Raw genomic sequence first — 26,056 nt, 5'->3', positions numbered from 1 at the left:
CTTTGCCTTCCGGAAATCTCCCGCACCCGACCGACGGCAGCGCCACGGCTGCGGCGCACCCCGCGACCCGGGCCAGCTTCTCGGCCGCGCGATCGCGCGAAGCGTCTCCAAGACCCCTTTCGCGGTAGTGGCCGGGGCAAGGATTAGCTGCACTGCAGCAGCGATTTGCGCGGCCGGTCGGGCGATCCAGCCGTCCGGAGCGCTGCCCCCAGGTTTCGACGGGCTCGCCTATGAGGCGTTAGCCCGGGTTCGTTCTCGGCCGGCGCGTCTACGCTGACGGCGCTCGCGCCGGCGCCGGCGAGCTTCGGCCGGAGATCGCAGAGGCGTTGCGGATTTCGGCGGTTCCGGCACCGTCGCCTCGACCGGCTGCGCCTCCGGCTTGCTGGGGCGGGCTTCCATGAACTCGAGCACGTCCCGCCCCTTGTCGGTGATGCGCCAGCCACCCGTTCAGGCGTTCGACGAGACCTTGCGAAAACACGTCCAAACCCGGCACGCGAGAAGCCAACCGTTTTGTGCGTTCGGCCCAGTCTCGCCCGCTGGTCGCCAGGATCGCCATGTCACGCTTGAGATCCGCCATCACGGCGAAGCCGTCCGGATAACTCACCAGTATTTTCAGGACCGTTCGCCCTCACGCGACTAGCGCTACATGGTCGGCGCTTCCGAAAGAGCTTTGTGGCCGACCTGCCTGAGGCCGTCCGGCGACGTCTCGCCTCTGGTGGCCGCTTCCAAAATCTTCGAGGCCACATGAGCACGGGTGCCAGTCGCGGAACGGGAAACGCTGCCGCAAACCTCGTCTAGGACCGCCCGCAAAAGCGCGGTGGTGGCGGTGTCGAACATGGAACCCCCCAGCAGAAAGGCTAGTCGGGCAATGCTTCGGCTTGAAACGTACCGACTTTACACCGCCGGCAGGTCTTGGCAACGGGACCTTGAAATCTGACAGGCGACTATCACACGTACTCGCAAATCGCGGCTTGCAGATCGGCGGTGGACGTCTGCTGTCATGACGCTACAGAACGCATCGCGCAAGTGTCGCACTTTCTCCATTGCGTTCCTTCGGGTTATTTCACAACCACTACAGTCCGTGATGCTTCGCGGATTCGAGTGATATGTCCGTGTTTGACTTTGATGACAGCGCAATCGTCCGACTTTTTGGGTGCGTCGGCTCGAAACATTGACGACATCGGAAAAGCGCAGCGCAGAATGAAGCATTTCCGAAGCTTGAGCCCCCGACGTCGGAAGCGCTCGTCAGGAAGGTGACGGCTCCAGTCCACAACTGGAGCCATTTTTTGGCCTCGAATAAGCCAAGGCCACCGTGAGCGCCGGCGCGTTCCCAAGTGGCAAAGCGCACTCTTTCCATTTCAGAACTGCAATCATTTTTGTGAGGCAGCGCTCGTTGGATGATGGTTAGCTTGAAATCACACTGGGCCGTGTATCTTTGATCCCGATCTATTTTGGCCCGGCGCGTTAACTGAAAAGACCGCCTTTGGGCGGTCTTTTTCCGTCTCGGACTGTCTAGTTGGAATGACGCCTGCCTATCAAAAGCGTCGCTGATTTACGATACTTGAAGCCGCGGTACTGCGCGCGACGGGTCCGCGGCCAACCTCGAGCGGCTTCGCGCGCTCGCGGAAAGGAAAGGCATTCGGCTTGATCAGGACGATCTGCACAAGAGCCGCAGCGCGGTTGGCGCCAAGGAAGGGAGGCTGCCAAAACTGGTCACTGATCAGGACCTCCGTGAAGTCCTGCACTGCCATACCGGCGCTACTTTCATCGGCATCGGCATCTCCTTCGCCGGCCGAGAGGTATTTTGCACGGGTAGATGCTTGCGCGGCCTTGACACTGGTGATGGGCGCGATCGATTTGCCCATAATCCCCCGCCCTTTGCGTCGATTCTGGCCAGTCCGCCGTTGCAACGACCTCTTGAAATTCTACGACTTCGGCCGGATACTCGATTGAGGTCCTTGGCCACCAGCAATCCGAGGAGGACGATCATGGCAATCCAGATCGTGATGGACCGCAGCGGCGACCGCCGAAATTATTTCAATGAGGACGACGCACAAGAACTGGCAAGAGCGGAGCAGCGGTTCTACGAACTCACCAATGCCGGCTTCACCGCGGCGGTCCGCACCGGCCCAGGTCAGGTCTCGCAGATCAGATCGTTCGACCCGACTGCGAAGGAAACTGTCTTCTTCCCCAGGTTGGTCGGCGGATAACTGGAACAGTCATGTTCGGCTTTCAACCGTCGCGGGGCGGCCGCTCCCGAATGAAAGCGGCGAGAGCGCTCTTCATCAGGCACGGCGCCGAGGGCACACCGGAGGGCCGGTCGCTGCGGCTCTTGCGGGAATGGCTGTCGTCGGCGCAGCGGGAGCAGTTTGCCAGGAAGGGCTACTTCGAGGTGATCGGGAGCGACAGCGGAATGCGATACAGGATCCACGCCGGGGCCTCGGTTAACGTGTGCCAGATCGACGAGAGAGGTCGCCAACAGGTGGGATTGTGTTTCATGCCGATCGGCGCTCTGCCGATAGGAGATGTCATGCTCGCACAGAAGATCGCGCTGGAAACATGCCAGGGTGAAGTGCGCAGTTTGGCCCGGAGGTTCGCGCCCAACGGTTTCCATTTCAGGCAAGCACGGCCGCTCGGGTAAGGGCTCACGTCGCTCGTTTTCCGCGGCGGCTTGGCGCGGGCTTCTTTGCTGCCGCTTGACCGCGACGCGAGATCAATCTCTACAGTATCGCCAGGACTACGCCGCCGTTGGGCCATGCGCGGCGTACTCCATACCCGGAGACGTCCGCCCCCAGTTGCCGACAACCTGCGCTCGCGGTTCGATCTTCCCTGAGCCCCTCACTGCTCTCGCCTGTGGCAGTGGCGGAAACCAGCGAAGCTAAAGCTTACGGTAAGTGACGTGCGCCGTCGCAAACGGGATGCCAGCACAGCCAGCACGGCCGCGGACTATGCAAGCTCGTTCATCGATTCCATAAAACCAATGGTCGAAATTCAGCTTGAACGATTTACCGTCCCCTTGCGGTGTATCGCGCGTGTATTTCCAATGGAATGCACAACCGGCTTGCTCCCCAATGGCCTCACCTTCCAGTCGGTTTTCCAAGCCGGTGTACTTGCATGCCTTCCTCACCCTTTCGGATCGTCCAATGAAGAGTGTCGCTATGTCCATCGTCAAATGTATATGCCTCGATGAACAGCACTGTATCAGTGTCCGCATCTAGTTCGCCGTGACCAGCAATTGTTGCGCGCTTCAGTAGTCCGACGTACAGCCCGGACAGGCGCTGTTTCCTCTGATGGGGGTCGCGGGTGGTCGGTTTTGCTCGATGGGGGGCGGAGCGCCGCTGGCTGTCGACGGCCAGCTCGTCGCTGGCGTCGGCATAAGTGGCGGCACCGTCGAGCAGGACGTCGAGTTTCTCGAAGCGGGGCTTCGCGAACCCACGGTCGCAGACGTGATCGATGCCGAGAAACATGGATGCCTGGAATTTGCTCACGTCGGTATGGACGACGGTGCCGCCACGTTGGATAGTCCAATCAATCCAAGCAACTCTGATCGCGTCAAGGGAGACTCCATGCTGAAATCGATCGACCCTCTTCTCAATGCAGATGTACTCTATGCCCTGCGGTCCATGGGTCACGGCGACGATCTCGTCCTCTGCGACACCAATTTCCCCGCCGACTCCGTCGCCCGCGAGACCGTCCTGGGCCGGTTGTTACGCATCGACAATGTCAGCGCTGGACGCGCCGCGCGCGCGATCCTGTCGGTGTTACCGCTCGACAGTTTTGTCGACAAGCCGGCGTCGCGCATGGAGATCGTCGGCCAGCCCGACGAAATCCCCGAGGTGCAGCGCGAAGTTCAGGCCGCAATCGATGCAGCAGAAGGACGCTCCTTTCCTATGGGATCGGTCGAGCGATTTGTCTTCTATGAACTCGCCAAGAAATCCTATTGCGTGATTCAGACCGGCGAACGGCGCTTCTACGGCTGCTTTATCTTCAAGAAGGGCGTCATTCCGCCCGACGCCTAATCGAGCCCCGACGGCGCTCTATACGTCGGGGGCCCGACCGATGCCGCTCGGGAACCAACGCGTTCGCGCTCGCCGTGAACGCCGTCGACGCTGCACGTCATCTCGGCTGATCATTCGTCTTGCAGCGCGGTATCACATCGTCATTCACGTCGATATCGTCAACAGCTTCAGGCTTGCTTGCTTTCGTTGACTTTGGAGTGCGCCGTTGCATACTCGGCGCGGCCTCTTTGACCCCATCACGACGACATCGAAATCCTGAGCCCAGGCCTCGATGTGCTCCGGCGCTTCAGACTTCACATCAAGAAAGTCAAAAGGGAGGGTATCGCGGTGAAACAGCAAGATCATGATCGGCATTCCGCAATGCAGCCGAACCGGCGCACTGTGCTGAAGGGTGCGGCAAGTGCCGCAGCGTTGGGCACGAGCGGCGCGCTCGGCACGTTCTCGGGACTCGCGCTCGCGCAAGCCAATCTGCGCGCGCAGATCACCCAAATCCCGGGTGTCGGCAAGGGTGCGCCGACGGATGCCGACTGGCAGAAAGTCGGTGAGCTCTGCCTCGGTCCGACCAAGGCGAGCGTCAAGGAAGGCGAGTTCAAGGGCGTCGAACTCTCCTTCATGGGGCTCAACAATCAGAACCTGCACAACCTCCTCTTCCGTGGCTTCCTGAAGCCATGGGAAGCCTATACGGGCGCAAGGATATCCTGGATTGATCTGGCGCAGGCCGACTACAACCCACGCCTGCAACAGGCGATCGCGACCGGCACGGTCGACTTCGACATCCTCGAGATGGGAGCGCCGTTCGAGGGCGACGTCTGTGGCAAGGGACTGGCGTCGGAGATGCCGGACTGGGTCAAGAACCAGATAGATGTTGACGATTATGTCGATTACCTGAAGCCGCCGGTTGGAACTTGGAACGGCAAGACTTATCGGGTCACCATCGACGGCGATTGCCACAACTTCAACTACCGCACCGACGTCTTCTCCGACCCAACCCTTGCCAAGGCCTGGAAGGACGCGGGAAATTCGACCGACTGGGGCGTGCCAAAAACCTGGCAGCAGGTGCAGGCGGTGACGAAATTCCTCAAGGGCAAGAAGATAAAGAACCAGAACGCGTTCGGCTATCTCGACGCGCCAAAGCCCTGGGGCGGGTTCGGCTTCTATTTCCTCGGCAGCCGCGCCTCGGCCTATGCCAAGCATCCCGACGACAAGGCCTGGCTGTTCGACATCGACACGATGAAGCCGCGCATCAACAATCCGGCCTGGGTCCGCGCCATCCAAGACGTGATTGACGCGCTGCCATTTGAACCTGCCGATCAGCTCAATGCCGATCCGAACACCACCGGCTTCCAGCAATTTCTGGCCGGCATCGGCTCGATGATCCCCTGGTGGGGCGACATCGGCCAGGTGGCGAAGGCGAGCGACACCTCCGTAATCGGCGACGTCGTCGCCTTCGACATCCTGCCGGGCTCGGACGATGTCTACAACTCCAAGACCGGAAAGTGGGACAAGCTCTCGAGCGGCCCGAACCATGCGCCGAACTGCGCCTATCTCGGCTGGGGCGTCTATGTGATGGCCCGCGTCAATGGCGACGAGAAGAAGCACAAGGCGGCGTGGAGCGCAGCTGCGCATCTCGGCGGCAAGGATCTGTCGCTTTGGATGGTGATGTATCCTTCGGGCTTCCAGGCTCACCGCACCAGCCACTTCCAGTACGACGAATGGGTGGCGGCGGGCTACGACCGCAAATACATCACCTCCTACCTGAACTCGCAGCTCGCCTCCTACAATCATCCAAACCGCGCCGTGGAGCCGCGCATCCCCGGCATCTTCCAGTATTACAGCATCGCGGAAGACGAGCTCACCAAGATCTTCGCCGGCAAGGTTGACGCGCAAACCGGCGCGAACAACATCGCCGCCGCCTGGGAGAAGCTGACCGACCAGATCGGCCGCGAGCGGCAGATCGGGCTCTACAAGGCCTCTCTCGGGGTATAGCGACGCCTGTACGAAGCCATCCACCTTCGGCTGGCGCCTCCGGCGCCAGCCGAAGACTTGCCGGGCCACAGAGCCGGCACAGCATTCGGCTCATCTCGATGCAGAATTCCGTACCCGTGAGCGACGACCTGCACTACCAGCCTGCGGCGAAGCGCGTACGCGGCAGCAGGAAGATCGCCGGCCGCGCGCTCGTCCTGCTCGCGTCTCTCGGCTTCCTGCTCGTCCTCCTTATTCAGATCTTGCATACGACCGGCGCGATGACTGCCGGATTTTCCGATTGGCGGCCGATCCTCATCGCCTATCTCGTCTGGGCCGTTGCGTTTGGCGTCGGACAAGTTCTGACCCGCGGCGAGCGTGGCCAGCGCGCGCTGTTCCTGCTGCCGGCAGTGTTCTTCACCGTCGCCGTCGTGATCTTCCCGACGATCTTCGGGATCTATATCGCCTCTCTCGACTGGAATCTGAGCTCGATCGAAGGTCCGCGTTTCAGCGGCTTCGACAATGTCAGGGGCATGCTGAACGACACCTATTACTGGAATGCGCTCGGCAACATGGTCTTTTACACCGCCGCGGTACTCGGCGAATACGCGATTGCGTTCGGACTGGCGCTCTTGCTCAGCGCCGAGATCCGCGCGCGAAAATTCTTCCGCGTGGTCTTCCTGCTGCCGATGATGCTCAGCCCCGTCGCCGTGAGCTGGATGATCGGCAAGTCGCTGATGGAATATCGCTTCGGACCGGCGGCGACGCTGGCGCGCTATCTCGGCTGGGACAACCCGGCATTCTTCGCCTCGCCGTGGATGGCGCGCTTCAGCATCCAGGTGATGGACGCGTGGGTGTCGATCCCCTTTATCATGATCATCCTTCTCGCAGGCCTGCAGGCGATGCCGAAGGAGGTGCAGGAGGCGGCCAAGGTCGACGGCGCGAATGGCTGGCAGTCGTTCTGGCACGTCACGTTTCCGATCATGCTGCCGGTGAGCATCACCGTCCTCATTATCCGCATCATCTTCAAGCTGAAGCTCGCCGACCTCGTGATCAACGTCACCGCTGGCGGGCCGGGAGGCGCAACCGACACGGTGTCGAGCTTCATCTACCGCGTCTACCGCGACCGCTCGAACGTCGGATATGGCACGGCGCTCGCTATGGTTTACCTGCTTATGATCATCGTGCTCCTGACCGTCCTGTTGCGCCTGTCCAAGCGCTGGACGCAGAAGGTCGTCTAGGGCTTCCAAACGGAGTTTCTCGATTGACTAGATCGACCTTGGCATTGAAGCCCGTTCAGAGGCGTCCGGCGGCCCCCCGCGCAAAGCGGACGCTGAGCCGCGTACTGATCTACGCAGCACTCCTGTTCTGGACGATTATCTGCCTGTTCCCGATCTACTGGACCGTCACGACGTCGTTCAAATCGGCGGTCGATGTGACGCAAGCCCACTTGGTTCCCTGGGTCGATTTTCAGCCGGACTGGAAGGGATGGCGCTCGCTCGGCCTGTCGCCAGATACACTGTTCGGAACCTCTACGGCACGCTCCGAATTCGTGAATCGGTTCGTCAACAGCATCATCACCTCCGTCGGCGCATCATTGCTGGCACTGATCCTCGGATCTCTGGCGGCCTACGGCCTGAGCCGCTTCCGCTACAAGTTCGCCTGGATGCGCAACGATGACATCCTGTTCTTCTTCATGTCCCAGCTGATCCTGCCGCCGGTCGTGCTCGCGCTGCCGTTCCTCGTCCTCTACAAGGCATTGGCCCTGCTCGACACACGACTTGGCCTTGTCTTGCTTTACACGCTGACCGTGCTTCCGATCGTCATCTGGATCATGCGCGATCAGTTCAATGCGATTCCGATCGAGCTCGACGAAGCCGCCTTCGTGGACGGCCTGTCGACCTGGGGCGCCTTCTTGCGGATCATTCTGCCGCTCGCTGTCCCCGGAATGATGGCCGCATTCATTCTCTCCCTGGTGCTGTGCTGGAACGAATATTTCTTCGCGGCGCTGTTGACGAGCACCGACGCGAAGACGCTCCCCGTTATGGTGGCGAGCCAGACTGGCTCGCAAGGCATCAATTGGTGGTCGATGGCGGCGCTGTCGACCGCGGCGATCGCACCGCTCGTCCTGGTTGGCATTTTCCTTGAGCGCTACATCGTCAGCGGCTTGACTACAGGAGCCGGAAAGTAGCCGGAGATCAAGCCCGGGCCCAACCGCGTTGCGAACTCGGTCGGGCGACAGTACGGCTGAGTGCTACAGGAGCGCGGTGACCGCGCAGAAGATCGCATTTTCTTGGCGGACAATCGTGGTTTTGGGGAGCGCTACCGCCTCACACTATATTATTCGTTCTAAGTTGGATCGGCTGAGTTCCCCGATTGTGCGGCGGGCAATGACGTTTCCAACGTCGAAGAACACAGGTTGCCGTCGGCGCCTGCCCGCCGTCATCCGTTTGCTCCGAGTTTTGGTCGAGCACCGCAACTGAAGGCGGCCCCCTTACTCCAAACGCCCGCTCACATTGACTGTGATGAGATTTTCTTTGATCTCCCGGTGCACACGTCGTGCACACGCCGCCTACTAACTACTTGAAGAACCTGAACTCTCGCTCCAATCCATCATGGGTGCCACGGAAAAACGATAGTCTTGCGAATTCAAATGGCTATTCTTTCACAGCCGACAGCATGGAGGTGCCGTCGCACCCGAACCAGCATTTTGCGTGGCGTGCGCATGGCATGGTCCGAGGCTGCCTTGTCCAATCGGGACACGGCTGGTCCAGCACCTCAATTGTCGGTGAATAGCCGGCCCAAATTGGACAAGGGCGCCATCCAGGGGCCGCATCGGAGTGATTATGGTTGAGAATGCTCATTCGACAGGTCGGCCGCTCGATCCCCGTTCCGCATGGTCCGGGCTGTCCCAGGCAGAACGCGACGCCGCCTATGACAACAACGCGGCCGTCAAGAACAGCGCGGCCCTGATTGCCGAACGGAACGAAGCCTCTAGCCGGCTGCGAGGCACGCTGAAATCCCATCTCGATCTGGCTTACGGTCAGCGGGCGAACAACAAGATCGATCTCTATCCGGCCGCCAGGCCTGAGGCGCCATGCCTGGTGTTCCTGCATGGCGGCTATTGGCAGCGCAATTCGCGCGAATTGTTCGCCATGCTCGTCGAAGGCATCGCCGCCCATGGCTGGTCGGTTGCCATTCCCGGCTATTCGCTGGCGCCGGAGGTGTCCCTCACCAACATCGTCGCTGAAGTCCCGCGCGCGCTCGACTGGCTTGCCGCAAATGGCGCGTCCTATGGCGTTGCTGGACCGGTCGTCTTGTCGGGTTGGTCCGCCGGCGCCCATCTCGTAGCGATGGCGCTAGACCATCCGAGGGTCCATGCGGGACTGGCGATCTCAGGCGTGTACGAGCTCGCACCAATCCGCGATACCGGCCTCAACAACGCGCTGAAGCTGACGGATGAGGAAATCGCCGCGCTATCGCCGCTGCGCCTGCCCGTCACACCGAAGCGGCTCGACATCGCCTATGGCAGCAACGAGCTGCCGGCGCTCGTTTACGATTCCATCAATCTCCACGACAAGCGCGCGGCGGCGAAGGCGCCCGGCAAGCTCATTCCGGTTGACGGCGCCGACCATTTCACCATTCTCGAGGCCCTGCGGCGGCCAGACGGGGTCCTCGTCGACGGCGTCCGCCGGTTGCTGGACTAAAAAAACGCGAAAACAACCCCATGCACAGTAGAGTGCCGTTGTTTTCAAAGACGAATTTTGCAGGCAAGTCGACACCATCGATCATTTTGAATCGTCGGGCAAAACAGGGGCATGATGCCAGCATCGCCGCGCTTGCTGCTCCCGCGCCTCCACGCAGATTTGTTCGCCCGTGATCCGTATCTGGTAAAGTCGCAACGGCGGGCTCGGCCATCCCGGATTGATCGCCCCGTCGCGCAAATCGAACGATGCCGCGTGACGCCGACAGAACAGCCGGCCGGCCCTCACCTCTCCGAGAGCCAGATCCGCCTGTTCATGCGGACACGCGCGGTCGCATGCGACGACATCGCCGTCGTTCCAGATCACCAGCAGGTCGCGGCCTGCAGCATGTGCGCGAACGATCGTCTCCGCTCTCAGGCGGTCGAGATTGCAGATCGGCGTCCAGCCGAAGCCAGCTGAACCGGCGGCATCGTCATCCACCGAGATAGGCCTTCCGCACGTGCTCGTTCTCGATCAGCTCGGAGCCTGCGCCTGACAGCACGATGCGGCCATTCTCGAGCAGATAGGCGTGGTCGCACATCTCGAGCGCGGCAAACGCATTCTGCTCGACCAGCAGCACCGTCGTGCCGGCATCGCGGATGCCACGGATGATCGCAAAGGTGCGCTCGACGATGTTGGGCGCGAGCCCGAGCGACGGCTCGTCGAACATGATCAACCTCGGCCGTGACATCAGCGCCCGACCGATCGCGAGCATCTGCTGCTCGCCGCCCGACAGCGTGCCCGCAGACTGCCGGCGCCGCTCGGCGAGCCGCGGAAACTCCGCGTAGATGCGGTCGCGGTCGGCCGCGATCTCGCCCGAACCACGACGGAGGTAAGCCCCCATGTCGAGATTTTCCTCGACGCTCATGTGCGGAAATACGCGCCGGCCTTCCGGACAATGTGCGATCCCGCTGGCAAGAACGCGCGGCGGTCTCGCCCCCGTGATGTCGATGCCCTCGAACCGCATTTGCCCTGCGCGCGGCGGCACGAGGCCGGAAATCGCGCGCAGCGTCGTGCTCTTGCCGGCGCCGTTCGCGCCGATCAGGGCGACGAGCTGGCCGGCCTTCACGTCGAGCGAGATGCCGCGCAGCGCGGTGACGCCACCATAGCCGCACACCATGTCGCGGATCTCAAGCACGCCCCGCTCCATGTCCGAGATAGGCCTCGATCACGGCCGGATCGTTGCGGATCACATCCGGCGTTCCCTCCGCGATGATGCGGCCATAGTTGAGCACCACGATACGATCCGAGACCGTCATCACCATCGGCATGTCATGCTCGACCAGCAGGATCGTGATGCCGCGGTCGCGAACGCTGCGGACCAGCTCGACGAAACGGTGGGTTTCCGAGGCGTTCATACCGGAGACAGGCTCGTCGAGCAGCAGCATCGAGGGCTCCGCCGCCAGCGCCAGCGCGACGCCGACCAGGCGCTGCTCGCCGTAGGAGAGCGAGCCGGCCGCATCGTACGCGCGGCGTTCGAGCCCGACCCATTCGATCAGCTCGCTGGCCTTGTGCCGCAGCCTGCGCTCCGAGGCGCGCGCGCCCGGCAGCCCGAGGATGGCATCGGGCAGCCGGACCCGGCCCTGACGATGCAGGCCGATCAGGAGATTGTCGTAGACGGTGTCGTTAGGAAACACACTGGTGCGCTGAAAGGTGCGTATCAGGCCGAGATCGGCGATCTCGTGCGGCTTCAACCCGGTCAGCGTCGTACCCTGATAGGTGACCTGGCCTGCGCTCGGCGTCAGGAAACCGGTCATGACGTTGAAGGCGGTGGTCTTGCCGGCGCCATTCGGCCCGATCAGGCTGACGATCTCGCCCTCGCCGACCGTAAAACTCATGTCGGAGATCGCGACCAGCCCGCCGAAGCGGACGGCGACCTGCTCAATGTTCATGGCAATGCTGCGCGCGGTCATCACGCCGGTTCCTTTGCACCGGTTTCGGTGAGCGCAACTGGTGCCAGCGCCGGCGCGCCGCTGCGCCGTCGGATGAAGCGCTGTGCGAGCGACGGCACGATGCCGCGCGGCAGCACGAACAGGATGGCGATCAGCACGCCGCCATAGGCGATCCACTGCGCTTCCGGCGCCATGACCGGCCGCAGCGCGACCGGCAGCAGGCCGAAAATCAGGCCGCCGATGACGGGACCGGCGAGCGACCCTTTGCCGCCGCTGATGACCATGATGACCATGCTGACGGTGTTGATGAAGGCGAATACTTCAGGGTCGATGATCCGGATGTAATGCGCATAGAGACTGCCGGCCGCGCCCGCGATCGCGGCCGAGATCACCGCCGCCAGCGTTAGCGTCCTGGTCACGTCGATGCCGACGGAGACGGCGAGCGTCTCGTTCTCCATCAGCCCCCGCATCGCACGGCCGAAATGGGAATGAACGAGGCGTGCGATCAGGAGATAGGCGATCAACGCCACCACCAGCACGAGATAGTAGTTCTGCATCTTGGTGCGCAGCGTCAGCTCACCGAAGCCGGGCAACGGCAGCGCGATGGATGGAATGTTGGTCAACGCCAGCGGGCCCTGCGTCAGCTCGACCCAGTTCAGCGCGACCAGCCGGACCACCTCGGCAAAGGAGATCGTCACGATGACGAAATAGGCGCCGCGGACGCGGAACGAGAGCAGGCCGACGAAACAGCCGCATAATCCGGCGACGAGGCTTGCGAGCGCCAGACCCACAATGGGCGGCCAGGGCGCGTGAACCAGGCGCCAGCCTCCGGGCAGGCCGATATCGAAGCCGAGCGATGTCAGCGCGCTGACATAGGCGCCGATGCCGAAGAAGGCGATGTGACCGAGGCTGAGCTGACCGGTAAAGCCGAGCAGCAAATTGAGACTCATCGCGCCGATGACGAAGATGCCGGTCGTGATCAGCGCGTTGAGGAGATAGGGATCGCGCAGCCAGAGCGGGACCGAGGCCAGTGCTGCGACCGCGAGGATGGTGATGGCTATTCTCATCCGACGCGCTCCGCACGCGCAAACAGGCCGGTCGGCCTGAAGATCAGGACCGCGATGATGATCAGAAAACCCATCGCGTCGCGATAGCCGGACGAGACGTAGCCCGCGCCAAGCTCTTCGGCCAGCGCCAGGATGAAACCGCCGATCACCGCGCCGGTGATGTTGCCGAGGCCGCCCAAGATTACGATGGCGAAGGCCTTCACCGCGGCAAGATCCCCCATCTGCGGGAAGATCACGTAGACCGGGCCGAGCAGCGCGCCGGCGGCGGCGGCCAGGCTGGAGCCGATCGCAAAGGTCGAGGTGTAGATCATGTCGACATTGACGCCCATCAGCGAGGCCGTGTCGTGGTCCTGGAACGTCGCCCGCATCGCGCGGCCGAGGCTGGTCTTGTTGATGAATAGATATGTCACCAGGATCAACATTGCCGCGGCGGCGAGCACGAACAGACGCAGCCAGGAGACCGACACGGGCCCGAGCACCAGCGGCGCCTCAGGGAATGGCGTCGTCACCGATTTGGCGACGCCGCCCCAGATCCATAGCGTGCCCGACTGCATCGCGATCCAGGCGCCGATCATGACTAGCATCGTGGTGTCGATGTCGGAGCCCCGCAGCGGCCGCAGCAGGGTCAGCTCGATGGCCGCACCCAGCAACCATCCCGCCAGCACGGCGACGGGGAGCGCAAGGAAGAAGTTCAGCCCGAGCTGCTGCACCACGATGAACATGATGTAGGCACCGAACGTGTAGAGCACGCCATGCGTGAAGTTCACCACGTTCATGATGCCGAAGATCAAGGTTAGCCCGATGCCCAGCAGCGCATAGGTGCCGCCGAGCACGAGCATGTTGATCAGATGCTGGAGGAATTCGCTCAAAGCCGTTTCCGTATGATCTGCAATGTGGCGAGAGCGGCGGTGTGCCGCTCTCGCCTCCGATGACTTAGAGCGTCTTCAGTTCGACCTTGCCGTCGTTGATCTCGATGAGATAGACATTCGGCTGGCTCTGCCCGCTCTCCTTGCCCTCGGGGCCGGACTTGCGGAACACGATGTCGCCGTTCAATCCCTTGATGTTGATATTCCAGAGCGCCGCCTTGATCGCAGCGGGCTCGCCCTTGCCGGCCTTCTCGATCGCAGCAGCAGCAGTACGGATGCCGTCATAACCGCGAAAACTCTCTGTGCAGCCGGCGAACTCGAAGCCGCGTTTCTTCCATTCCGTGATGAAATAGTTGGTGGCTTCCGGGTTCGGCGTCTTGTCGGGGAACCAGGGCAGGAAGGTGGTCAGATGCATGGTGCCGTTGGCGGCGGCTCCCGCCTGGGCGATGATCTGGTCCGGGTTCTGCGAGCCGCCGGTGGTGATGATGCGCTTCTTCAGGCCCAGCGCGGCGGCCTGCTTGAAGATCAAGGTGAGCTGATCCACCGCGGTCGTGACGATGACCGTCTCGGAATCCGAGCTCTTGATCTTGGAAAGCTGCGCGCTCATGTCCTGCGCGCCCTGGTCCATGGTCTCGACCAGGCCGATGCTGATGCCCTTATCCTTCATCATCTTGCTGAAGTCCTCGGCGGTGCCCCGGCCCCAGTCGTTGTTGATGACGAGGAAGTCAACCTTCTTCAGCGCGAGCTTGTCGACGATGCCCTTGAACGCCGCGGCCTCGACCGCGGAGGGCGGCGAGATGCGGAAGATGAAGGGATTGCCGGTCGTGGTGATCTTCCCCGACGACGAGGTCTCCACGACCATCGGCGTCTCGTATTCCATCAGCTTCGGCATCACCGCGAGCGTGAGGCTGGAGCCCCAGGCGCCCATCAGCACCGGCACCTTGTCGCTGGTGATAAGCTTCTCGGCAACGGCGGCAGCTTCCGTCGGGTTGCTCTTGTTGTCCTCAATGACGAGCTCGATCTTCTTGCCCAGGATGCCGCCCTTGGCGTTGATCTCGTCGGCGGCGATCCTGGCGCCGTTGACGACATAGGTGCCGGACGCCGCGAACGCGCCGGTGAGCGGCTCGTTGACTCCGATCTTGATGGTCTGCGCCCCCGCCGTGCCGCCGAACAAGGCCGTCGCCAGCGTGATTGTCCGAACCAGTCCGAGTGCTCGTGTCATGTTGTCTCTCCAAATCCCACGCTGTTGATGTCCAGGGCAGTCCAGGCTTCGTCACTCCGCGGCGCGAACCGCGCCGATCATTCCGCGCCACCTTTTCCGGTGAAGACGCGGCCAAACACGCGCGCAAGGCGGGCGCGCAAAACGTCCGATGCGATCGACCAGAAGCTGAGCTCTGCCGCGGCCGTCTGCCCCGACGTCGCGCCGGACATGTGGCGGTCGAGATTTGTCGCGAACTCGGCAACGAGGCGTCTGGCGAGATCGCGCACGAGGCCCGGCCGGCCGACCTGTGCCAGCATTCCCGTGAGCGTGTATCCAACCGAGAGCTCGACGGCGGTCGCCGCGCCGCCTTCGAGCGGTACTAGGCGATATCGGATTTCACCCTGCGTCGCCGAATGGCTGCGCTGGTCGGTACCGATGCCGATGATGCGGCCGGAGAGCGTCGCGGGATCGCACTCGACGCGGGCGGCGCCCTCGAAGGCCGCCGCGATCGGTCCGAGCCTGACGCGGATCGAACCCTCCACGCGCTCGGGCAATGGCGGCCCGGTCAGCGATACGCCTGGCAGGCAGGCGGCGATGGCGGCGATGTCATCGAACATCGCGAACACTTTTGCGGGCGCATGCGGCAGCGTGAAGCGCTGGTCGAGCACGGTCGCCGGGGCGAAGTCCGGAATTCGAAGCGGAGCGGCACTCTCTGAGGCCAGCGCCGGCGCCTGCCGCGCAGATAATCCCTCTCCGCCGAATGGGGCGCGCCCCGATCCAACCGGGCCGAGACTGGTGCGGCCGCTGTCGGCCTGCGGTGCGATGTTGCGCGCACGCCGGGCTTCGATCACGGACTGCACCGCGCGCACGATGCCGACATAGCCGGTACAGCGGCAGAGATTGCCGCTGAGGCCGACGCGAATGCTCCGCTCGTCGGCGTCGGGCAGACGCTGGACAAGATCGCGCGCCGACACCAGCAAGCCGGGCGTGCAATAGCCGCATTGAAGCGCGTGTTCGCGAGTGAAGGCCGCGCGCAGCTCGATCGTGACCTCGTCCTCGTCGAGGCCTTCGATCGTGGTGACATCGGCGCCCGCGCAAGCCACCGCATAGGTGATGCAGGAGCGCGCCGGCACACCGTCGAGCAGCACGGTGCAGGCCCCGCAGACGCCGTGCTCGCAGCCGAGATGGGTGCCGGTCAGATCGAGCCTGTCGCGGACGAAATCGGCAAGGCTGGTGCGCGGCTCGGCCGACAGCTCCACCGCGCGGCGATTGACGTTGAGCGCGATCGTGGTCATGCCGCGGCCTCCAGGACGGCGCGCTTCAACACGCTGACATGAATATGGCGCTGCGCGGCATCGTCGACGCCGGCCCTGGCGAGAAGCGCGTCGGCGACGCGGGCATCGAAACGCTGCTTGTAGTCGGCGGCGATCCGTCCGCCGAACAGGTCCGCCGCGTCGGTCACGACGATCGGCGCCGTGTCGATCGCACCGATCACGACGCGCGCCGAGCCGGCTGCGGGATCGACCAGCACCGCGCCGATGGCGTGGGCGAATTCGCCGGTCTTGCGGCAGCTCTTGGCATAGCCCCAATGCGCCAACGTTGCGCGCGCCGGCACATGGATCGCTTCCACGATCTCACCGGCCTGCAGCGCGGATTCCAGCGCACCAACCACAAACGCTTCGACGGCCATCGATCGCGCACCGGCAAGGCTGCGCAGCGTCACCCGCGCGCCTAGCGCCGCCAACGCCGAGATCCAGTCCGCGGCGGGATCGGCATGGCTGAGCGAGCCGCCGATGGTGCCGCGGTTGCGCACGGCGCGATAGGCGATGTTGGCCGCAACGCCGCGCATGGCGCCGCGGGTCACGTCGGCGGTGCGGCCGTCTTCGATATCGGCATGGGTGACCAGGGCGCCGAGCACAAGCTCGCTGCCGGACATCTCGGCACGCCTGAGCTCGACAAGGCCGGAGATGTCGACGATCAGTTCCGGCTGCACCAGCCGCAGATTGAGCATTGGTCCGAGCGACTGGCCGCCGGCGATGATTTTTGCCGATCCGCCGCTTGCAGCCAGCATCGAGAGCGCGGCATCGAGGTCGCGCGGGCGTTCGTAAGCGAAGGGCGCCGGCTTCATGCCGCGCTCCTTTCGGCCGCGCGCGCGGCGAGCACCGCCGCGACGATCCGATGCGGCGTGATCGGCGATTGCATCAGCTCGACGCCGAGCGGCCGCAGCGCGTCGTTGACGGCGTTGGCGATCGCGGCAGGCGGCGCGATCGCGCCGCCCTCGCCGATGCCCTTCACGCCGAACTGCGTGTAGGGCGACGGCGTCTCCATATGGTCGAGGCGCGCCGCCGGAACCTCGGTGGGGCCGGGCAGCAGATAGTCGGCGAGCGTCGTCGCCAGCGGCTGGCCGGAGGCGTCGAACGGCATCTCCTCGTAGAGCGCGGTGCCGATGCCTTGCGCAAGGCCGCCATAGATCTGACCGTCGACCACGAGTGGATTGACCAGCACGCCGCCGTCTTCGACAATCACGTAGTCGAGAATTTCCACCTCCCCGAGATCGGGATCGACGGCGACCACGGCGGCGTGCGCGGCATAGCTGAACGTCCCGCTGTCGCGCACGGGCTTGTAGCCCTGCGTCACCTCCAGTCCGCCGGGATCGACGTCGGCGGGCAGATCCTGCGGGCGGCGATACCAGGTGTAGGCGATCGCGTTCAGTCCGACGCTGCCGTTGACCCCGCGCACCTCGCCATTCTGCAGCACCACCGAGGCGGGATCGTGCTGCAACAGCTTTGCGCCGATGCGCCTTGCACGTTCGCCGAGCTCGCGGCAGGCGGTCGCCACCGCCCCGCCCGCCATCACCATCGAGCGCGAGCCCCAGGTGCCGGTCGAATACGGCGTCATCGCGGTGTCGCCGAGGATGATGCGGATCTTCGCGACATCGACGCCGAGGATCTCATGGGCGACCTGGGCGAGCGTCGTCTCCATGCCCTGCCCGTGCGAATGCACGCCGACGCGCAATTCGAGACCGCCGTCCGGCGTCAGGCGTGCCGAGGCCTGCTCGTGCCCCGGCACCATCGGGATGCCCCAGCCGGAATAGACCGAGGTGCCGTGCGCGGCCTGCTCGCAATAGATGGAGACGCCGACGCCGATGCGGCGGCCATCGGTCTCGCCCTGCTTTTGCTTCGCGCGAATGGAATCAATGTCGATGGCGGCGAGCGCGCGGCGCATCGCTTCCGGATAATCGCCGCTGTCAAAATGCTTCTTCGTGATGTTGTCGAACGGCATCTGCTCCGGCAGCACCAGATTGCGCAGCCGCACCTCGCCCGGCTCGATGCCGGCTTCGGCTGCCACGAGATCGAGCATTAGCTCCAGCGCAAAGCAGACGCCGGTACGTGCCACGCCGCGATACGGCAGGATCGGGCATTTGTTGGTGGCGACCGAGAAGGTGCGGCAGCGATAGGCCGGCATCTTGTAGGGGCCGGGCAAGATGCTCGCGACCTGCGCGGCTTCGAGACAAGCCGAGAACGGATAGGACGAGTAGGCGCCGGAATCCACGGTCGCCTCGCAATCGATGCCGCGCAGCATGCCGTCGCGATCGGCATAGACCGTGATCTTGTAATGGTGCTCGCGGCAATTGGAGCTGGCGACGAGATGCTCGCGGCGGTCCTCGGTCCAGCGCACGGGATGGCCGCAGCGCATGGTCAGCCAGGACAGGCAGACCTCCTCGGGCAGCAAGATCCCCTTGTGGCCGAAACCGCCGCCGACATCCGGCGAGATGACGCGGATTTGGCCCTCCTCCATGCCGAGACATTCGGCAAGGCCGCTGCGCGTGATGTGCGGCATTTGCGCGGCCGAATGCAGCGTGAGCTGGTCGAGCCGGGGATCGAAGGTCGCAACCACTCCGCGGCCTTCCAGCGGGGACATGCATTGCCGCGCGGTCGATATCTCGCGCGTCACCTTGATCGGCGCATCCAGCGCGGCGGAGATGTCGACCTCGTAATTGGTCTCCAGGAAGACGTTGTCGCCCCAATGCTCGTGCACCAGTGCCGAGCCCGGCTCGCGCGCTTTCAGCATGTCGTAGATTGCCGGCTGCTCCTCCAGATCCAGCGTCACGGAGGCCGCGATGTCTTCCGCCTCGGCGCGCGTCGGCGCGAGGCACATCGCGACGAGTTCGCCGACCTGCCGCACCTTGCCAGTGGCGAGCACCGGCTGCTCGGATATCTTGAAGCCCGGAAGTCCTGACACCGCGCGGATCGGCTTGACGCCGACGAGATCGGCAGCCGTGAACACTCTGCCACGATAACGTTCAGGCACGTGGATGCCGCGGATCCGCGCATGCGCCAGTGGGCTGCGCACGAAGGCTACATCCTGTAGGCCGGCGAGGCGGATATCCGCGACGTACTGGCCGCGGCCACGCATCAGGCGATCGTCTTCCTTCCGCGGCAGCCGTGCACCGACGCCCTGCCCGGATTTGCCAGCAGGAAACTCTCGCTCGTTACGCACGCCAGCGTCCTCCTTCACCGCCCGGCCTTATGCCGCGACAGCTTGCGGCAAGATCGGCGCGACCGCCTCGAAGCGCGTGCCGGCGCGCAGGCAGAAGGCCGGCTGCAGCAGGCGCTCGGCGATCACCTCGTTCTTCTCGTTGTCCTTGAGGACGAAACGGCCGTTCCGCTCCGTGAGCACGGAGACGTCCGCGTCCATGCCGACCTTGAGCGCGCCGATCTCCTCGCTGCGACCGAGCATTTTTGCGGGATTGGCGGTGACCATCGGCACCACTTGCTCCAGCGTCAGGCCGAGCGCCATCATCGAGCTCATCGCCTGGACCAGGCTGAACTTGGCCTGTCCGGCGAATGGATGGTTCTCCTCGTCCTCATGCTGGTCGGGCGTTCCGGCCGGCGCAGGCACATGGGTGTTGTAGCCGTGGATGTCGGCGCCCAGCGTGGTCGGGATGATGCCGGCGGCGATCGCCTTCTTGGCGAGCCGATACGAGAAATGGCTGCCGTGGCCGACATCAACCTTGAGGCCGCGGTCGAGCGCGGCCTGGATCACCGGATGCACCTCGCCCTCGCGATTGACGAAGCCGCCGGGGTGGCGCGTGAAGGGATGAGCGAGGATATCGCCCTCGCGCAGCAGCGGGATCACGCGCGTGAGGATGGTGTCGGCATCCTCGCCGTTGGCGCCGCTTTCGGGCAGGCCCCATAGCTGGCCGAAATGCACATAGACCGGCAGATCGGCGCGCTTGCCGATCTCCGCCGCCATTTCGATGACGTGAATGCCCCAGCGCGCGAAACCACCGATCTCGGCATGCGCCTTGATGCCGCGCACAATGTCGAGATTGGCCGTCGCCGCCTTGACCGTGGCGTCGATGTCGACGCCATCGGGACTGTAGAGCTGCGGATAGAAGTGCCCTTCGAGGCCGCCGACGAGATAGGCGGACAGAAAGGCATAGACGCGCGAGGCCGAGGCTTCCGCGATGAAATGACGAAAGCCGGGCAACGTCATGCAGGACGGCCCGCCCTGATCGACCAGCGTCGTCACGCCCGATTGCACACCGACCATGTCGGGATTCATGCCGAAGCGGCCGGAGACATATTGATAGACATGTGCATGGGTGTCGATCAGCCCGGGCAGCACCAGCTTGCCGCTGACGTCGACGACCTCCTTCGCACTGGTCGGCAGGATGTCCGCCGCGACCGCCGCGATCTTGCCGCCCCGGATGGCGACGTCCCTGACGCCGTCCACGCCCGAGGCCGGACAGATCACGCGACCGCCTCGCAGCAGAAGGTCGAAGCTGGCAGTAACGGACATGGCGCTCTCCTTGGATCTTACGCAGGCGGCTGCCTCGCTCTCGAATTACGAAGCATGCTTCGCATTTGACAAAAGCAAGCTTCGTGCCATGATCTCGTTGTGGCGAACCCGATCGAATCGAGCTATGCGCGACGGAGTTTTGGGTTGGGAGAGCGTGCATTGCGGCGAGCCAGGAAAAGTCGCAGCGGGGACAAGCATCGCCCCTGGCCATTGTCGCAACGGCCCGGCTATCTGATCCGGCGGCTGCACCAGATTCACGTCGCGCTGTTTCAGGACGCCTGCGGCGAATTCGAGGTCACACCGCTGCAATACAGCCTGCTCTCGGCGCTGGCGGTGCGCGAAACAAACGATCAGACCACTTTGGCGGCCGATATCGCCCTCGATCGGACCACCACGACCGGCGCGTTGAAGCGTCTCGCCGCGCGGAATCTGGTCGAGCGCGCCGTCAACAAGGACGATCGCCGCGCCCGGCTGTGTCGTCTGACGCCCGCCGGCGCTGCCCTCTTGGTCAAGATCGAGGGCGCCGCGAGGCAGGCGCATCGCGCGACGCTCGGCGATCTCAGCGAGCGCGAACAGGCGTTGTTCATCGAGATGATGCAGCGCATCGTGGCCGGCAACCCCAGTCGCGACAGTGCCGCTGCCCTATTCGACTAGCGGCACCTGCTGCCGCTTTGAATTGGGCTGCTCAATTTATCATCGTACCGCTGCCCGGCCGTGCAACGTCCTCCGCCTCGTGGCGGCAGGCCTGAGCAGAGCAATGCTGCCGCGAACGCGGCGCGGCGGGCCGGCGCGCGAAGTGGTCTGCACACTTGAAAACTCAACAGCAATCGGCGCGAGCGACGCTGCATCTGATGTGCGCGCACGCCCTGTTCCAGCAGCACGGCAACCCATGGCACGATTTATGCTGCGATGATGCGAAGTGTGCTTCGTATTTGGGGGATGTCATGACGGATTCCGAACTTCGCGCTGATATTCACAGCATCGAGCCAATTCCCGATGCGGACCGGGACTCAACCGGTCCGCAGCAGATGTGGATCTGGGCCGGCGCCAACATCGCGCCGGTGAACTGGGCGCTCGGCGGGCTCGGCATCATCCTCAAGCTCGGCCTGATGGAGACGATCGCAGTCATCGTGCTCGGCAACATCGTCGGCTGCGCGATCTTCGCGACCTTCACGGTGATGGGGCACAAGACCGGCGTCAACCAGATGGTGCTGAGCCGGTCCGCGTTCGGGGTCCGCGGCGCCTACCTGCCGAGCATCCTGATGTTCCTGATGACGCTGGGCTGGATCGGCGTGAACACCTACTTCCCGGTCAAGGTTTCGATGGGCATCCTTGGCCAGTTCGGCGTTCCCGACACCTGGTTCATCGAGATCGTCGTCATCACGCTGGTGATGGCCGTGCAGGTCCTGATCGGAATCTACGGCTTCTACGCGATACGCACCTTCGAGAAGTACACAGTGCCGCCGACCATCGCCATCATGGTGCTGATGAGCGTGCTGGCCTGGACGCGCCCCGGCGTCGTCAACTGGAACCTGACGACCTCGCTGCCTCCGGGTGCACATCTGGCGATGCTGACGCTGCTGATGACCGCGATCGGGGTCGGCTGGGGCATTTCCTGGGTGACCTGGGCCTCCGACTATTCGCGCTTCGTGCCCAGAAGCGTGCCGTCGAAATCCGTATTCTGGTACAGCTATGTCGGCATGTTCGTGCCGACGGTCTGGCTCGGCATCCTCGGCGCGACCATCGCCTCGACAACGCTGGACACCGATCCCGCAAAAATGGTCAGCGCCGTGTTCGGCGGGCCGGTCAGCATCCTCGTCTTGCTGATGGTGCTGCACGGTCCGATCGCCACCAACATCCTCAACGTCTATTCGGCGACATTGGCAGCGCTGAGCGCCGGGCTGAAATTCTCGCGCTTCTGGCTCACCGTCATCGTCGGCGTCGCCGGCTATCTGGTCACGCTCTACTTCATCTTCGCGCCGTCCTTTGCGAAAGCGTTCGACAACTGGATGATCAGCCTGTTGCTTTGGATGAGCCCGTGGGCGGGCGTGGTGCTCGCCGACTTCTTCATCAAGCGCAAGGGCAAGATCGACATCGCCGAGCTCTACCGCTCGCCCGATACCAGCGCCTATGGCGACATCAACTGGGCCGGCACGATCGCCTTCTTCGCGGGCCTCGTTGCCGGATGGCTGGTTGAAGACGGCCTCGTCGGCGCGCTGCAGGGGCCGATCTCGATCAACCTGCTCGGCGGCGCCGACCTCAGCTGGCTGTTCGGAATTGGCGTGGCGGGCCTCGTCTATCTCGGGCTCGGCAAGTTCGCGACCTCACCCTCCTCGATCGTTGCGAGCAGCGCAGGCAGTTAGCGGCATGGACCACGTCCTGCGATCCACACCCGGAAACGTCCAGTGGGGACTCTGGGACGGACGACTGAAGCCGGTGCTCCGGATCGCATCCGGAGACCGGGTGACCATCGAGGCACTCTCGGGCGAGCCGGACGACCTGCCCGATCCGTCGCTCGGCTATGAGGTCGTGCCCGGACATGCGGAGGTGCTGGCAAGCGCCTTCCGCGGTCCCGGTCCGCACCTTCTCACAGGGCCGATCCATGTCGAAGGCGCCGAGCCCGGCGACGTGCTGGAAGTGCGCGTCTTGAATATCGAGCTGCGCTGCAATTGGGGCTGGAATCTGCACGTGCCGACGCTCGGCACCCTGCCGGAGGATTTTCCCGAGTTCCGCCGCATCCACATTCCGCTGGACCGTGCGCGCAACGTCGCAAAGCTTCCCTGGGGCCAGGAGCTGCCGCTCTCTCCCTTCTTCGGCAATTTCGGCGTGGCGCCGCCGCCGTCATGGGGACGACTGTCCTCGAAGGAGCCGCGCGCCTTCGGCGGCAACATGGATAACAAGGAGCTTGGGGCCGGCAGCACGCTGTATTTTCCGGTGTTCGTGCCGGGCGCGCTGTTCTCCGCGGGCGACGGCCACGCGTTGCAGGGCGACGGCGAGGTCTGCCTGACCGCGATCGAGGCGGCGCTCACCGGCACCTTCGAATTCCACATCCGGCGCGATCTTCGCCTCGCCTCCCCGCGCGCGGAAACCGCGGTCGACTGGATCACGATGGGATTCGATGAAGACCTCGATGATGCGGCCAAGGCGGCGCTGCGCGACATGATCACGCTGATCCGCGAGAGGAGCAGCCTCAGCGCGCAGGACGCCTATACGCTTTGCTCGATCGCCGCCGACCTCAGGGTTACGCAGATGGTCGACGGCAACAAGGGCGTCCACTGCGTCCTGGCAAAATCCCGCATGCCCTGACCGCGTCCTCGCCAGACTGGACGCCGCGCGACTGCGCCTGGTCAGATCAGGCTCGACTTGCCGCGGCTCAGCACCTCACCCGCGCCTTTGCCGCCGACGATCTCGCCCTGTTCGTATACGACCCGGCCGCGGGCAATTGTGGTGACGGGCCAACCGGTGACATCAAAGCCTTCCCAGGGCGTATAGTCCGAGCCGTGGTGCAGATCGGCCTGCCGGATCGGCTTTGTCAGCTTCGGATCCCACAGCACGATGTCGGCATCGAAGCCGATTCCAATCGAGCCCTTGCGCGGATAGAGGCCGTAGATCCGCGCATGGTTGGTCGCGGTCAGCTCGACGAACTTTTGCAGACTGATCCGCCCCTTCGAGACGCCTTCGGAGAACAGGATCGGCAGTCGCGTCTCGACACCCGGAATGCCGTTCGGCACCCAACGGAATGACGTGCGGGAATTCGGTGTCAGCTTGCCCTTGGGATCGTCATAGCGAAACGGGCAGTGGTCGGAGGAGAAGGTCTGGAACACGCCTGTCGTGATGCCCTCCCAGATCGCCTGCTGGCTTTCGGCATCGCGCGGCGGCGGCGAGCAGACGTACTTTGCGCCCGTGATGTCCATGTTGAGGCCCTTCATGTCGTCGGCCGTCAGCGTCATGTATTGCGGACAGGTCTCGGCATGAACAGGCAGTCCGCGCTGCTGGGCCCAGCGCACCTGCTCCATCGCCTCGCGGCCCGAGACGTGCACGATCATGATGGGAACGCCGATCACCTCGGCATGGCTGATGGCGCGATGCGTCGCCTCGCGTTCGACCGCCTGGGGCCGCGAGGTGCCGTGATAATAGGGCGCGATGTGGCCCTCGCGCTCGAGCTTGCTGGTGAGAAAGCGGATGGCGTCGTAGCCCTCGCAATGGACCATCACCAGCGCCTCCTCGCGGCGCGCCACCTCGAAGACCTCGAGCAGCTGCTTGTCGCTGAGCACGAGATCGTCATAGGTCATGAACACCTTGAACGAGGTGTAGCCGTCCTTGACGAGGGCCGGCAGCTCCTGCCCGAGCACGACCGCGGTTGGATCGGAGATGATGAGGTGGAAGGCCGTATCGATATAGCACTCGCCCTCGGCGAGCTTGCGGTAGTTCTCGACGCAGGTCCGCAGCGAGATGCCCTTCTCCTGCAGCGCGAAGGGCAGCACCATGGTGTTGCCGCCGGCGGCGGCCGCGCGCGTCGCTGACGCAAAATCGTCGGCCATCACTACGTCGGGGCCGGAGGGCTGCGAGATATGAACGTGGCTGTCGATCCCGCCCGGCAGCGCGAGCAGCCCTGTCGCGTCGATCTCGCGCGCCGCGCCCTCGATGCGCTCGGCGATGCTGACGATGCGACCGTCGCGAATGCCGATATCGGCGCGGAACTCGTCGCTGGCGGTCACGATGGTGCCGCCGCGAATGGCGAGATCGAGCTGAGTCACAGAGGTCTCCGTCACTTGATGGCTGGCATGGTCTGAAATATGCGGCCCCATCGCGCAAGGGCCGTGACGTCGCCGCCGGCGAGGCCGAGCGTCCGCCACAGCGTGACCGCGACCGAGTCGAGCACGGTGATATCTAATTCCCGTTCGAGCGAGGCGGCCAGCGCGGCGCCGTCAAGATTGGTGCAGAGGATGACGATGGCGTCTGCGCCGTCTGCCGCGACCGCGCGGATCATCTCCGCGATCGTCGCGGACGTGACCTCGCCAAAGGAAAAGTTGTCGCGCAAGCCGAGATGCCGCTCCGCATGCGAGGCAATCCCCTCCTCGGCCCAGACGTCGGCGATACGCCGCTGCACGTCGTCGGTGTAGGGCGAGACCAGGCCGACGCGCTTTGCACCGAGCGTGCGGGCGGCATCGATGCAGGCGAGCGTCGACGTCGTCGCCGGCACGCCCGTGCGTGCCGTGATCGCCTCGCAAAGGCCCCGGTCGCGGCCGATGCCGAGCCAGCTCGCCGACGTGCCGTTCCAGGCGATCGCGTCGACCTTGGCATCGGCCAGCAGATCCGCGGCCGGAAGCATGGCGGAAGCATCGAACTGGCTCAACGCAGCGGCATCGAGCGCGATCTCGGTGACGCGGAAGCGCGAGAAATGTGCGGTGACGCCGGGGGCGCCATGCAGCATGGCGCTGGTGACGGGCTCGAGCACCGAGTTGGAGGACGGCGTGATCATGCCGAGGCGTTTGCGCATG

General features: G+C 64.0%; 26 protein-coding genes and 2 pseudogenes. 11 read left to right on the top strand and 17 right to left on the bottom strand.

Annotated features, from left to right (window positions below):
* Nucleotides 1-228 precede the first annotated feature (228 nt).
* The 3 genes and pseudogenes from CWO91_RS44230 to CWO91_RS13025 all read right to left on the bottom strand — a co-directional run bounded on the left by CWO91_RS44230 (nt 229) and on the right by CWO91_RS13025 (nt 1,865).
* Nucleotides 229-577: pseudogene (locus tag CWO91_RS44230) on the bottom strand (hypothetical protein).
* A 65-nt stretch (nt 578-642) separates the two neighbouring features.
* Nucleotides 643-837 (bottom strand): hypothetical protein, encoded by a 195-nt coding sequence (locus CWO91_RS13030; protein WP_130213808.1) that lies wholly within the window; start codon nt 835-837, stop codon nt 643-645.
* Between the two features lie 698 nt (nt 838-1,535).
* Nucleotides 1,536-1,865 (bottom strand): hypothetical protein, encoded by a 330-nt coding sequence (locus CWO91_RS13025; RefSeq protein WP_130213807.1) that lies wholly within the window; start codon nt 1,863-1,865, stop codon nt 1,536-1,538.
* 123 nt (nt 1,866-1,988) lie between these two features.
* Between CWO91_RS13025 and CWO91_RS13020 the strand changes: the two genes are divergently transcribed.
* Both CWO91_RS13020 and CWO91_RS13015 read left to right on the top strand, forming a co-directional pair.
* Entirely contained in the window at nt 1,989-2,210 is a 222-nt protein-coding gene (locus CWO91_RS13020; protein ID WP_130213806.1) for a hypothetical protein, read from the top strand.
* A gap of 11 nt (nt 2,211-2,221) precedes the next feature.
* Entirely contained in the window at nt 2,222-2,641 is a 420-nt protein-coding gene (locus tag CWO91_RS13015; protein ID WP_130213805.1) for a hypothetical protein, read from the top strand.
* A gap of 237 nt (nt 2,642-2,878) precedes the next feature.
* Here CWO91_RS13015 and CWO91_RS13010 read toward each other — a convergent pair whose 3' ends face one another.
* The gene (locus CWO91_RS13010; protein ID WP_349643575.1) at nt 2,879-3,166 is read right to left on the bottom strand and encodes a DUF3833 family protein; all 288 of its coding nucleotides are present in this window, start codon (nt 3,164-3,166) and stop codon (nt 2,879-2,881) included.
* A 124-nt stretch (nt 3,167-3,290) separates the two neighbouring features.
* Here CWO91_RS13010 and CWO91_RS45420 point away from each other — a divergent pair.
* Together CWO91_RS45420 and CWO91_RS44225 are read left to right on the top strand one after the other, a co-directional pair.
* Nucleotides 3,291-3,365, top strand: a pseudogene (locus tag CWO91_RS45420) (hypothetical protein); the annotation flags it as partial.
* A gap of 201 nt (nt 3,366-3,566) precedes the next feature.
* Complete coding sequence (locus CWO91_RS44225; protein WP_130213804.1) at nt 3,567-4,019, top strand: RbsD/FucU family protein; 453 nt, start codon at nt 3,567-3,569, stop codon at nt 4,017-4,019.
* A gap of 144 nt (nt 4,020-4,163) precedes the next feature.
* On the opposite strand, the gene CWO91_RS12995 is transcribed toward CWO91_RS44225, so the two are convergent.
* Entirely contained in the window at nt 4,164-4,364 is a 201-nt protein-coding gene (locus tag CWO91_RS12995; RefSeq protein ID WP_130213803.1) for a hypothetical protein, read from the bottom strand.
* Nucleotides 4,365-4,379: 15 nt separating this feature from the next.
* On the opposite strand from CWO91_RS12995, the gene CWO91_RS12990 reads away from it, so the two are divergent.
* The 4 genes from CWO91_RS12990 (at nt 4,380) to CWO91_RS12975 (ending at nt 9,688) form a co-directional block, all read left to right on the top strand.
* A complete protein-coding gene (locus CWO91_RS12990) occupies nt 4,380-6,005 on the top strand; it encodes an extracellular solute-binding protein (protein ID WP_130213817.1) in 1,626 nt (541 codons plus the stop codon).
* A 116-nt stretch (nt 6,006-6,121) separates the two neighbouring features.
* A complete protein-coding gene (locus CWO91_RS12985; RefSeq protein ID WP_245471232.1) occupies nt 6,122-7,222 on the top strand; it encodes a carbohydrate ABC transporter permease in 1,101 nt (366 codons plus the stop codon).
* A gap of 92 nt (nt 7,223-7,314) precedes the next feature.
* A complete protein-coding gene (locus CWO91_RS12980; RefSeq protein ID WP_433995556.1) occupies nt 7,315-8,172 on the top strand; it encodes a carbohydrate ABC transporter permease in 858 nt (285 codons plus the stop codon).
* Between the two features lie 655 nt (nt 8,173-8,827).
* Nucleotides 8,828-9,688 carry an alpha/beta hydrolase gene (locus tag CWO91_RS12975; RefSeq protein WP_130213801.1) on the top strand — a complete coding sequence of 287 codons (861 nt, stop codon included), beginning with the start codon at nt 8,828-8,830 and terminating at the stop codon, nt 9,686-9,688.
* Nucleotides 9,689-9,769: 81 nt separating this feature from the next.
* Here CWO91_RS12975 and CWO91_RS12970 read toward each other — a convergent pair whose 3' ends face one another.
* The 10 genes from CWO91_RS12970 to CWO91_RS12925 form a co-directional block, all read right to left on the bottom strand.
* Nucleotides 9,770-10,165 carry a Rieske (2Fe-2S) protein gene (locus CWO91_RS12970; RefSeq protein WP_208753018.1) on the bottom strand — a complete coding sequence of 132 codons (396 nt, stop codon included), beginning with the start codon at nt 10,163-10,165 and terminating at the stop codon, nt 9,770-9,772.
* Nucleotides 10,158-10,862, bottom strand: a complete 705-nt coding sequence (locus CWO91_RS12965) for an ABC transporter ATP-binding protein (RefSeq protein ID WP_165405404.1) — start codon at nt 10,860-10,862, stop codon at nt 10,158-10,160. The genes CWO91_RS12970 and CWO91_RS12965 overlap by 8 nt, the downstream gene beginning before the upstream one ends.
* The gene (locus CWO91_RS12960) at nt 10,855-11,637 is read right to left on the bottom strand and encodes an ABC transporter ATP-binding protein (RefSeq protein ID WP_165405403.1); all 783 of its coding nucleotides are present in this window, start codon (nt 11,635-11,637) and stop codon (nt 10,855-10,857) included. Before CWO91_RS12960 ends, CWO91_RS12965 begins: the two co-directional genes overlap by 8 nt.
* Nucleotides 11,637-12,683 (bottom strand): branched-chain amino acid ABC transporter permease, encoded by a 1,047-nt coding sequence (locus tag CWO91_RS12955; RefSeq protein ID WP_130213797.1) that lies wholly within the window; start codon nt 12,681-12,683, stop codon nt 11,637-11,639. The genes CWO91_RS12960 and CWO91_RS12955 overlap by 1 nt, the downstream gene beginning before the upstream one ends.
* A complete protein-coding gene (locus CWO91_RS12950; RefSeq protein WP_165405402.1) occupies nt 12,680-13,552 on the bottom strand; it encodes a branched-chain amino acid ABC transporter permease in 873 nt (290 codons plus the stop codon). The genes CWO91_RS12955 and CWO91_RS12950 overlap by 4 nt, the downstream gene beginning before the upstream one ends.
* 64 nt (nt 13,553-13,616) lie before the next feature.
* Complete coding sequence (locus tag CWO91_RS12945) at nt 13,617-14,771, bottom strand: ABC transporter substrate-binding protein (protein ID WP_130213796.1); 1,155 nt, start codon at nt 14,769-14,771, stop codon at nt 13,617-13,619.
* A gap of 77 nt (nt 14,772-14,848) precedes the next feature.
* Nucleotides 14,849-16,045 carry a xanthine dehydrogenase family Fe-S subunit gene (locus CWO91_RS12940; protein ID WP_130213795.1) on the bottom strand — a complete coding sequence of 399 codons (1,197 nt, stop codon included), beginning with the start codon at nt 16,043-16,045 and terminating at the stop codon, nt 14,849-14,851.
* Nucleotides 16,042-16,878: an FAD binding domain-containing protein gene (locus CWO91_RS12935; protein WP_130213794.1), complete on the bottom strand. Its 837-nt coding sequence runs from the start codon at nt 16,876-16,878 to the stop codon at nt 16,042-16,044. The genes CWO91_RS12940 and CWO91_RS12935 overlap by 4 nt, the downstream gene beginning before the upstream one ends.
* Nucleotides 16,875-19,268, bottom strand: a complete 2,394-nt coding sequence (locus tag CWO91_RS12930; RefSeq protein ID WP_130213793.1) for a xanthine dehydrogenase family protein molybdopterin-binding subunit — start codon at nt 19,266-19,268, stop codon at nt 16,875-16,877. The genes CWO91_RS12935 and CWO91_RS12930 overlap by 4 nt, the downstream gene beginning before the upstream one ends.
* Nucleotides 19,269-19,277: 9 nt before the next feature.
* Complete coding sequence (locus CWO91_RS12925; protein ID WP_130213792.1) at nt 19,278-20,555, bottom strand: amidohydrolase/deacetylase family metallohydrolase; 1,278 nt, start codon at nt 20,553-20,555, stop codon at nt 19,278-19,280.
* Between the two features lie 159 nt (nt 20,556-20,714).
* Here CWO91_RS12925 and CWO91_RS12920 point away from each other — a divergent pair, with 159 nt between their 5' ends.
* From CWO91_RS12920 to CWO91_RS12910, 3 genes are all read left to right on the top strand, one after another.
* Entirely contained in the window at nt 20,715-21,209 is a 495-nt protein-coding gene (locus tag CWO91_RS12920) for a MarR family winged helix-turn-helix transcriptional regulator (protein WP_245471231.1), read from the top strand.
* A gap of 290 nt (nt 21,210-21,499) precedes the next feature.
* The gene (locus CWO91_RS12915; RefSeq protein WP_165405401.1) at nt 21,500-22,918 is read left to right on the top strand and encodes a cytosine permease; all 1,419 of its coding nucleotides are present in this window, start codon (nt 21,500-21,502) and stop codon (nt 22,916-22,918) included.
* Between the two features lie 4 nt (nt 22,919-22,922).
* Complete coding sequence (locus CWO91_RS12910; RefSeq protein ID WP_130213791.1) at nt 22,923-23,861, top strand: acetamidase/formamidase family protein; 939 nt, start codon at nt 22,923-22,925, stop codon at nt 23,859-23,861.
* A 41-nt stretch (nt 23,862-23,902) separates the two neighbouring features.
* Here CWO91_RS12910 and hydA read toward each other — a convergent pair whose 3' ends face one another.
* Both hydA and CWO91_RS12900 read right to left on the bottom strand, forming a co-directional pair.
* Nucleotides 23,903-25,363 (bottom strand): dihydropyrimidinase, encoded by a 1,461-nt coding sequence (hydA, locus tag CWO91_RS12905; protein ID WP_130213790.1) that lies wholly within the window; start codon nt 25,361-25,363, stop codon nt 23,903-23,905.
* Nucleotides 25,324-26,055: a maleate cis-trans isomerase family protein gene (locus tag CWO91_RS12900; protein ID WP_130213789.1), complete on the bottom strand. Its 732-nt coding sequence runs from the start codon at nt 26,053-26,055 to the stop codon at nt 25,324-25,326. The genes hydA and CWO91_RS12900 overlap by 40 nt, the downstream gene beginning before the upstream one ends.
* Nucleotide 26,056: the final 1 nt, after the last annotated feature.

It is taken from the genome of Bradyrhizobium genosp. SA-3, from assembly GCF_004212635.1.
Taxonomy (GTDB): domain Bacteria; phylum Pseudomonadota; class Alphaproteobacteria; order Rhizobiales; family Xanthobacteraceae; genus Bradyrhizobium.
The sequence above is the reverse complement of the archived record's forward strand: the minus strand, read 5'-3'. Positions and strand labels throughout refer to the sequence as shown.

Coding starts and splice junctions, on each gene's coding strand:
- CWO91_RS13030 (WP_130213808.1), bottom strand. CDS start 837: ATGTTCGACACCGCCACCACCGCGCTTTTGCGGGCGGTCCTAGACGAG.
- CWO91_RS13025 (WP_130213807.1), bottom strand. CDS start 1,865: ATGGGCAAATCGATCGCGCCCATCACCAGTGTCAAGGCCGCGCAAGCA.
- CWO91_RS13020 (WP_130213806.1), top strand. CDS start 1,989: ATGGCAATCCAGATCGTGATGGACCGCAGCGGCGACCGCCGAAATTAT.
- CWO91_RS13015 (WP_130213805.1), top strand. CDS start 2,222: ATGTTCGGCTTTCAACCGTCGCGGGGCGGCCGCTCCCGAATGAAAGCG.
- CWO91_RS13010 (WP_349643575.1), bottom strand. CDS start 3,166: ATGGACATAGCGACACTCTTCATTGGACGATCCGAAAGGGTGAGGAAG.
- CWO91_RS44225 (WP_130213804.1), top strand. CDS start 3,567: ATGCTGAAATCGATCGACCCTCTTCTCAATGCAGATGTACTCTATGCC.
- CWO91_RS12995 (WP_130213803.1), bottom strand. CDS start 4,364: ATGATCTTGCTGTTTCACCGCGATACCCTCCCTTTTGACTTTCTTGAT.
- CWO91_RS12990 (WP_130213817.1), top strand. CDS start 4,380: ATGCAGCCGAACCGGCGCACTGTGCTGAAGGGTGCGGCAAGTGCCGCA.
- CWO91_RS12975 (WP_130213801.1), top strand. CDS start 8,828: ATGGTTGAGAATGCTCATTCGACAGGTCGGCCGCTCGATCCCCGTTCC.
- CWO91_RS12960 (WP_165405403.1), bottom strand. CDS start 11,637: ATGACCGCGCGCAGCATTGCCATGAACATTGAGCAGGTCGCCGTCCGC.
- CWO91_RS12955 (WP_130213797.1), bottom strand. CDS start 12,683: ATGAGAATAGCCATCACCATCCTCGCGGTCGCAGCACTGGCCTCGGTC.
- CWO91_RS12945 (WP_130213796.1), bottom strand. CDS start 14,771: ATGACACGAGCACTCGGACTGGTTCGGACAATCACGCTGGCGACGGCC.
- CWO91_RS12940 (WP_130213795.1), bottom strand. CDS start 16,045: ATGACCACGATCGCGCTCAACGTCAATCGCCGCGCGGTGGAGCTGTCG.
- CWO91_RS12935 (WP_130213794.1), bottom strand. CDS start 16,878: ATGAAGCCGGCGCCCTTCGCTTACGAACGCCCGCGCGACCTCGATGCC.
- CWO91_RS12925 (WP_130213792.1), bottom strand. CDS start 20,555: ATGTCCGTTACTGCCAGCTTCGACCTTCTGCTGCGAGGCGGTCGCGTG.
- CWO91_RS12915 (WP_165405401.1), top strand. CDS start 21,500: ATGACGGATTCCGAACTTCGCGCTGATATTCACAGCATCGAGCCAATT.
- CWO91_RS12910 (WP_130213791.1), top strand. CDS start 22,923: ATGGACCACGTCCTGCGATCCACACCCGGAAACGTCCAGTGGGGACTC.
- hydA (WP_130213790.1), bottom strand. CDS start 25,363: ATGGGGCCGCATATTTCAGACCATGCCAGCCATCAAGTGACGGAGACC.
- CWO91_RS12900 (WP_130213789.1), bottom strand. CDS start 26,055: ATGCGCAAACGCCTCGGCATGATCACGCCGTCCTCCAACTCGGTGCTC.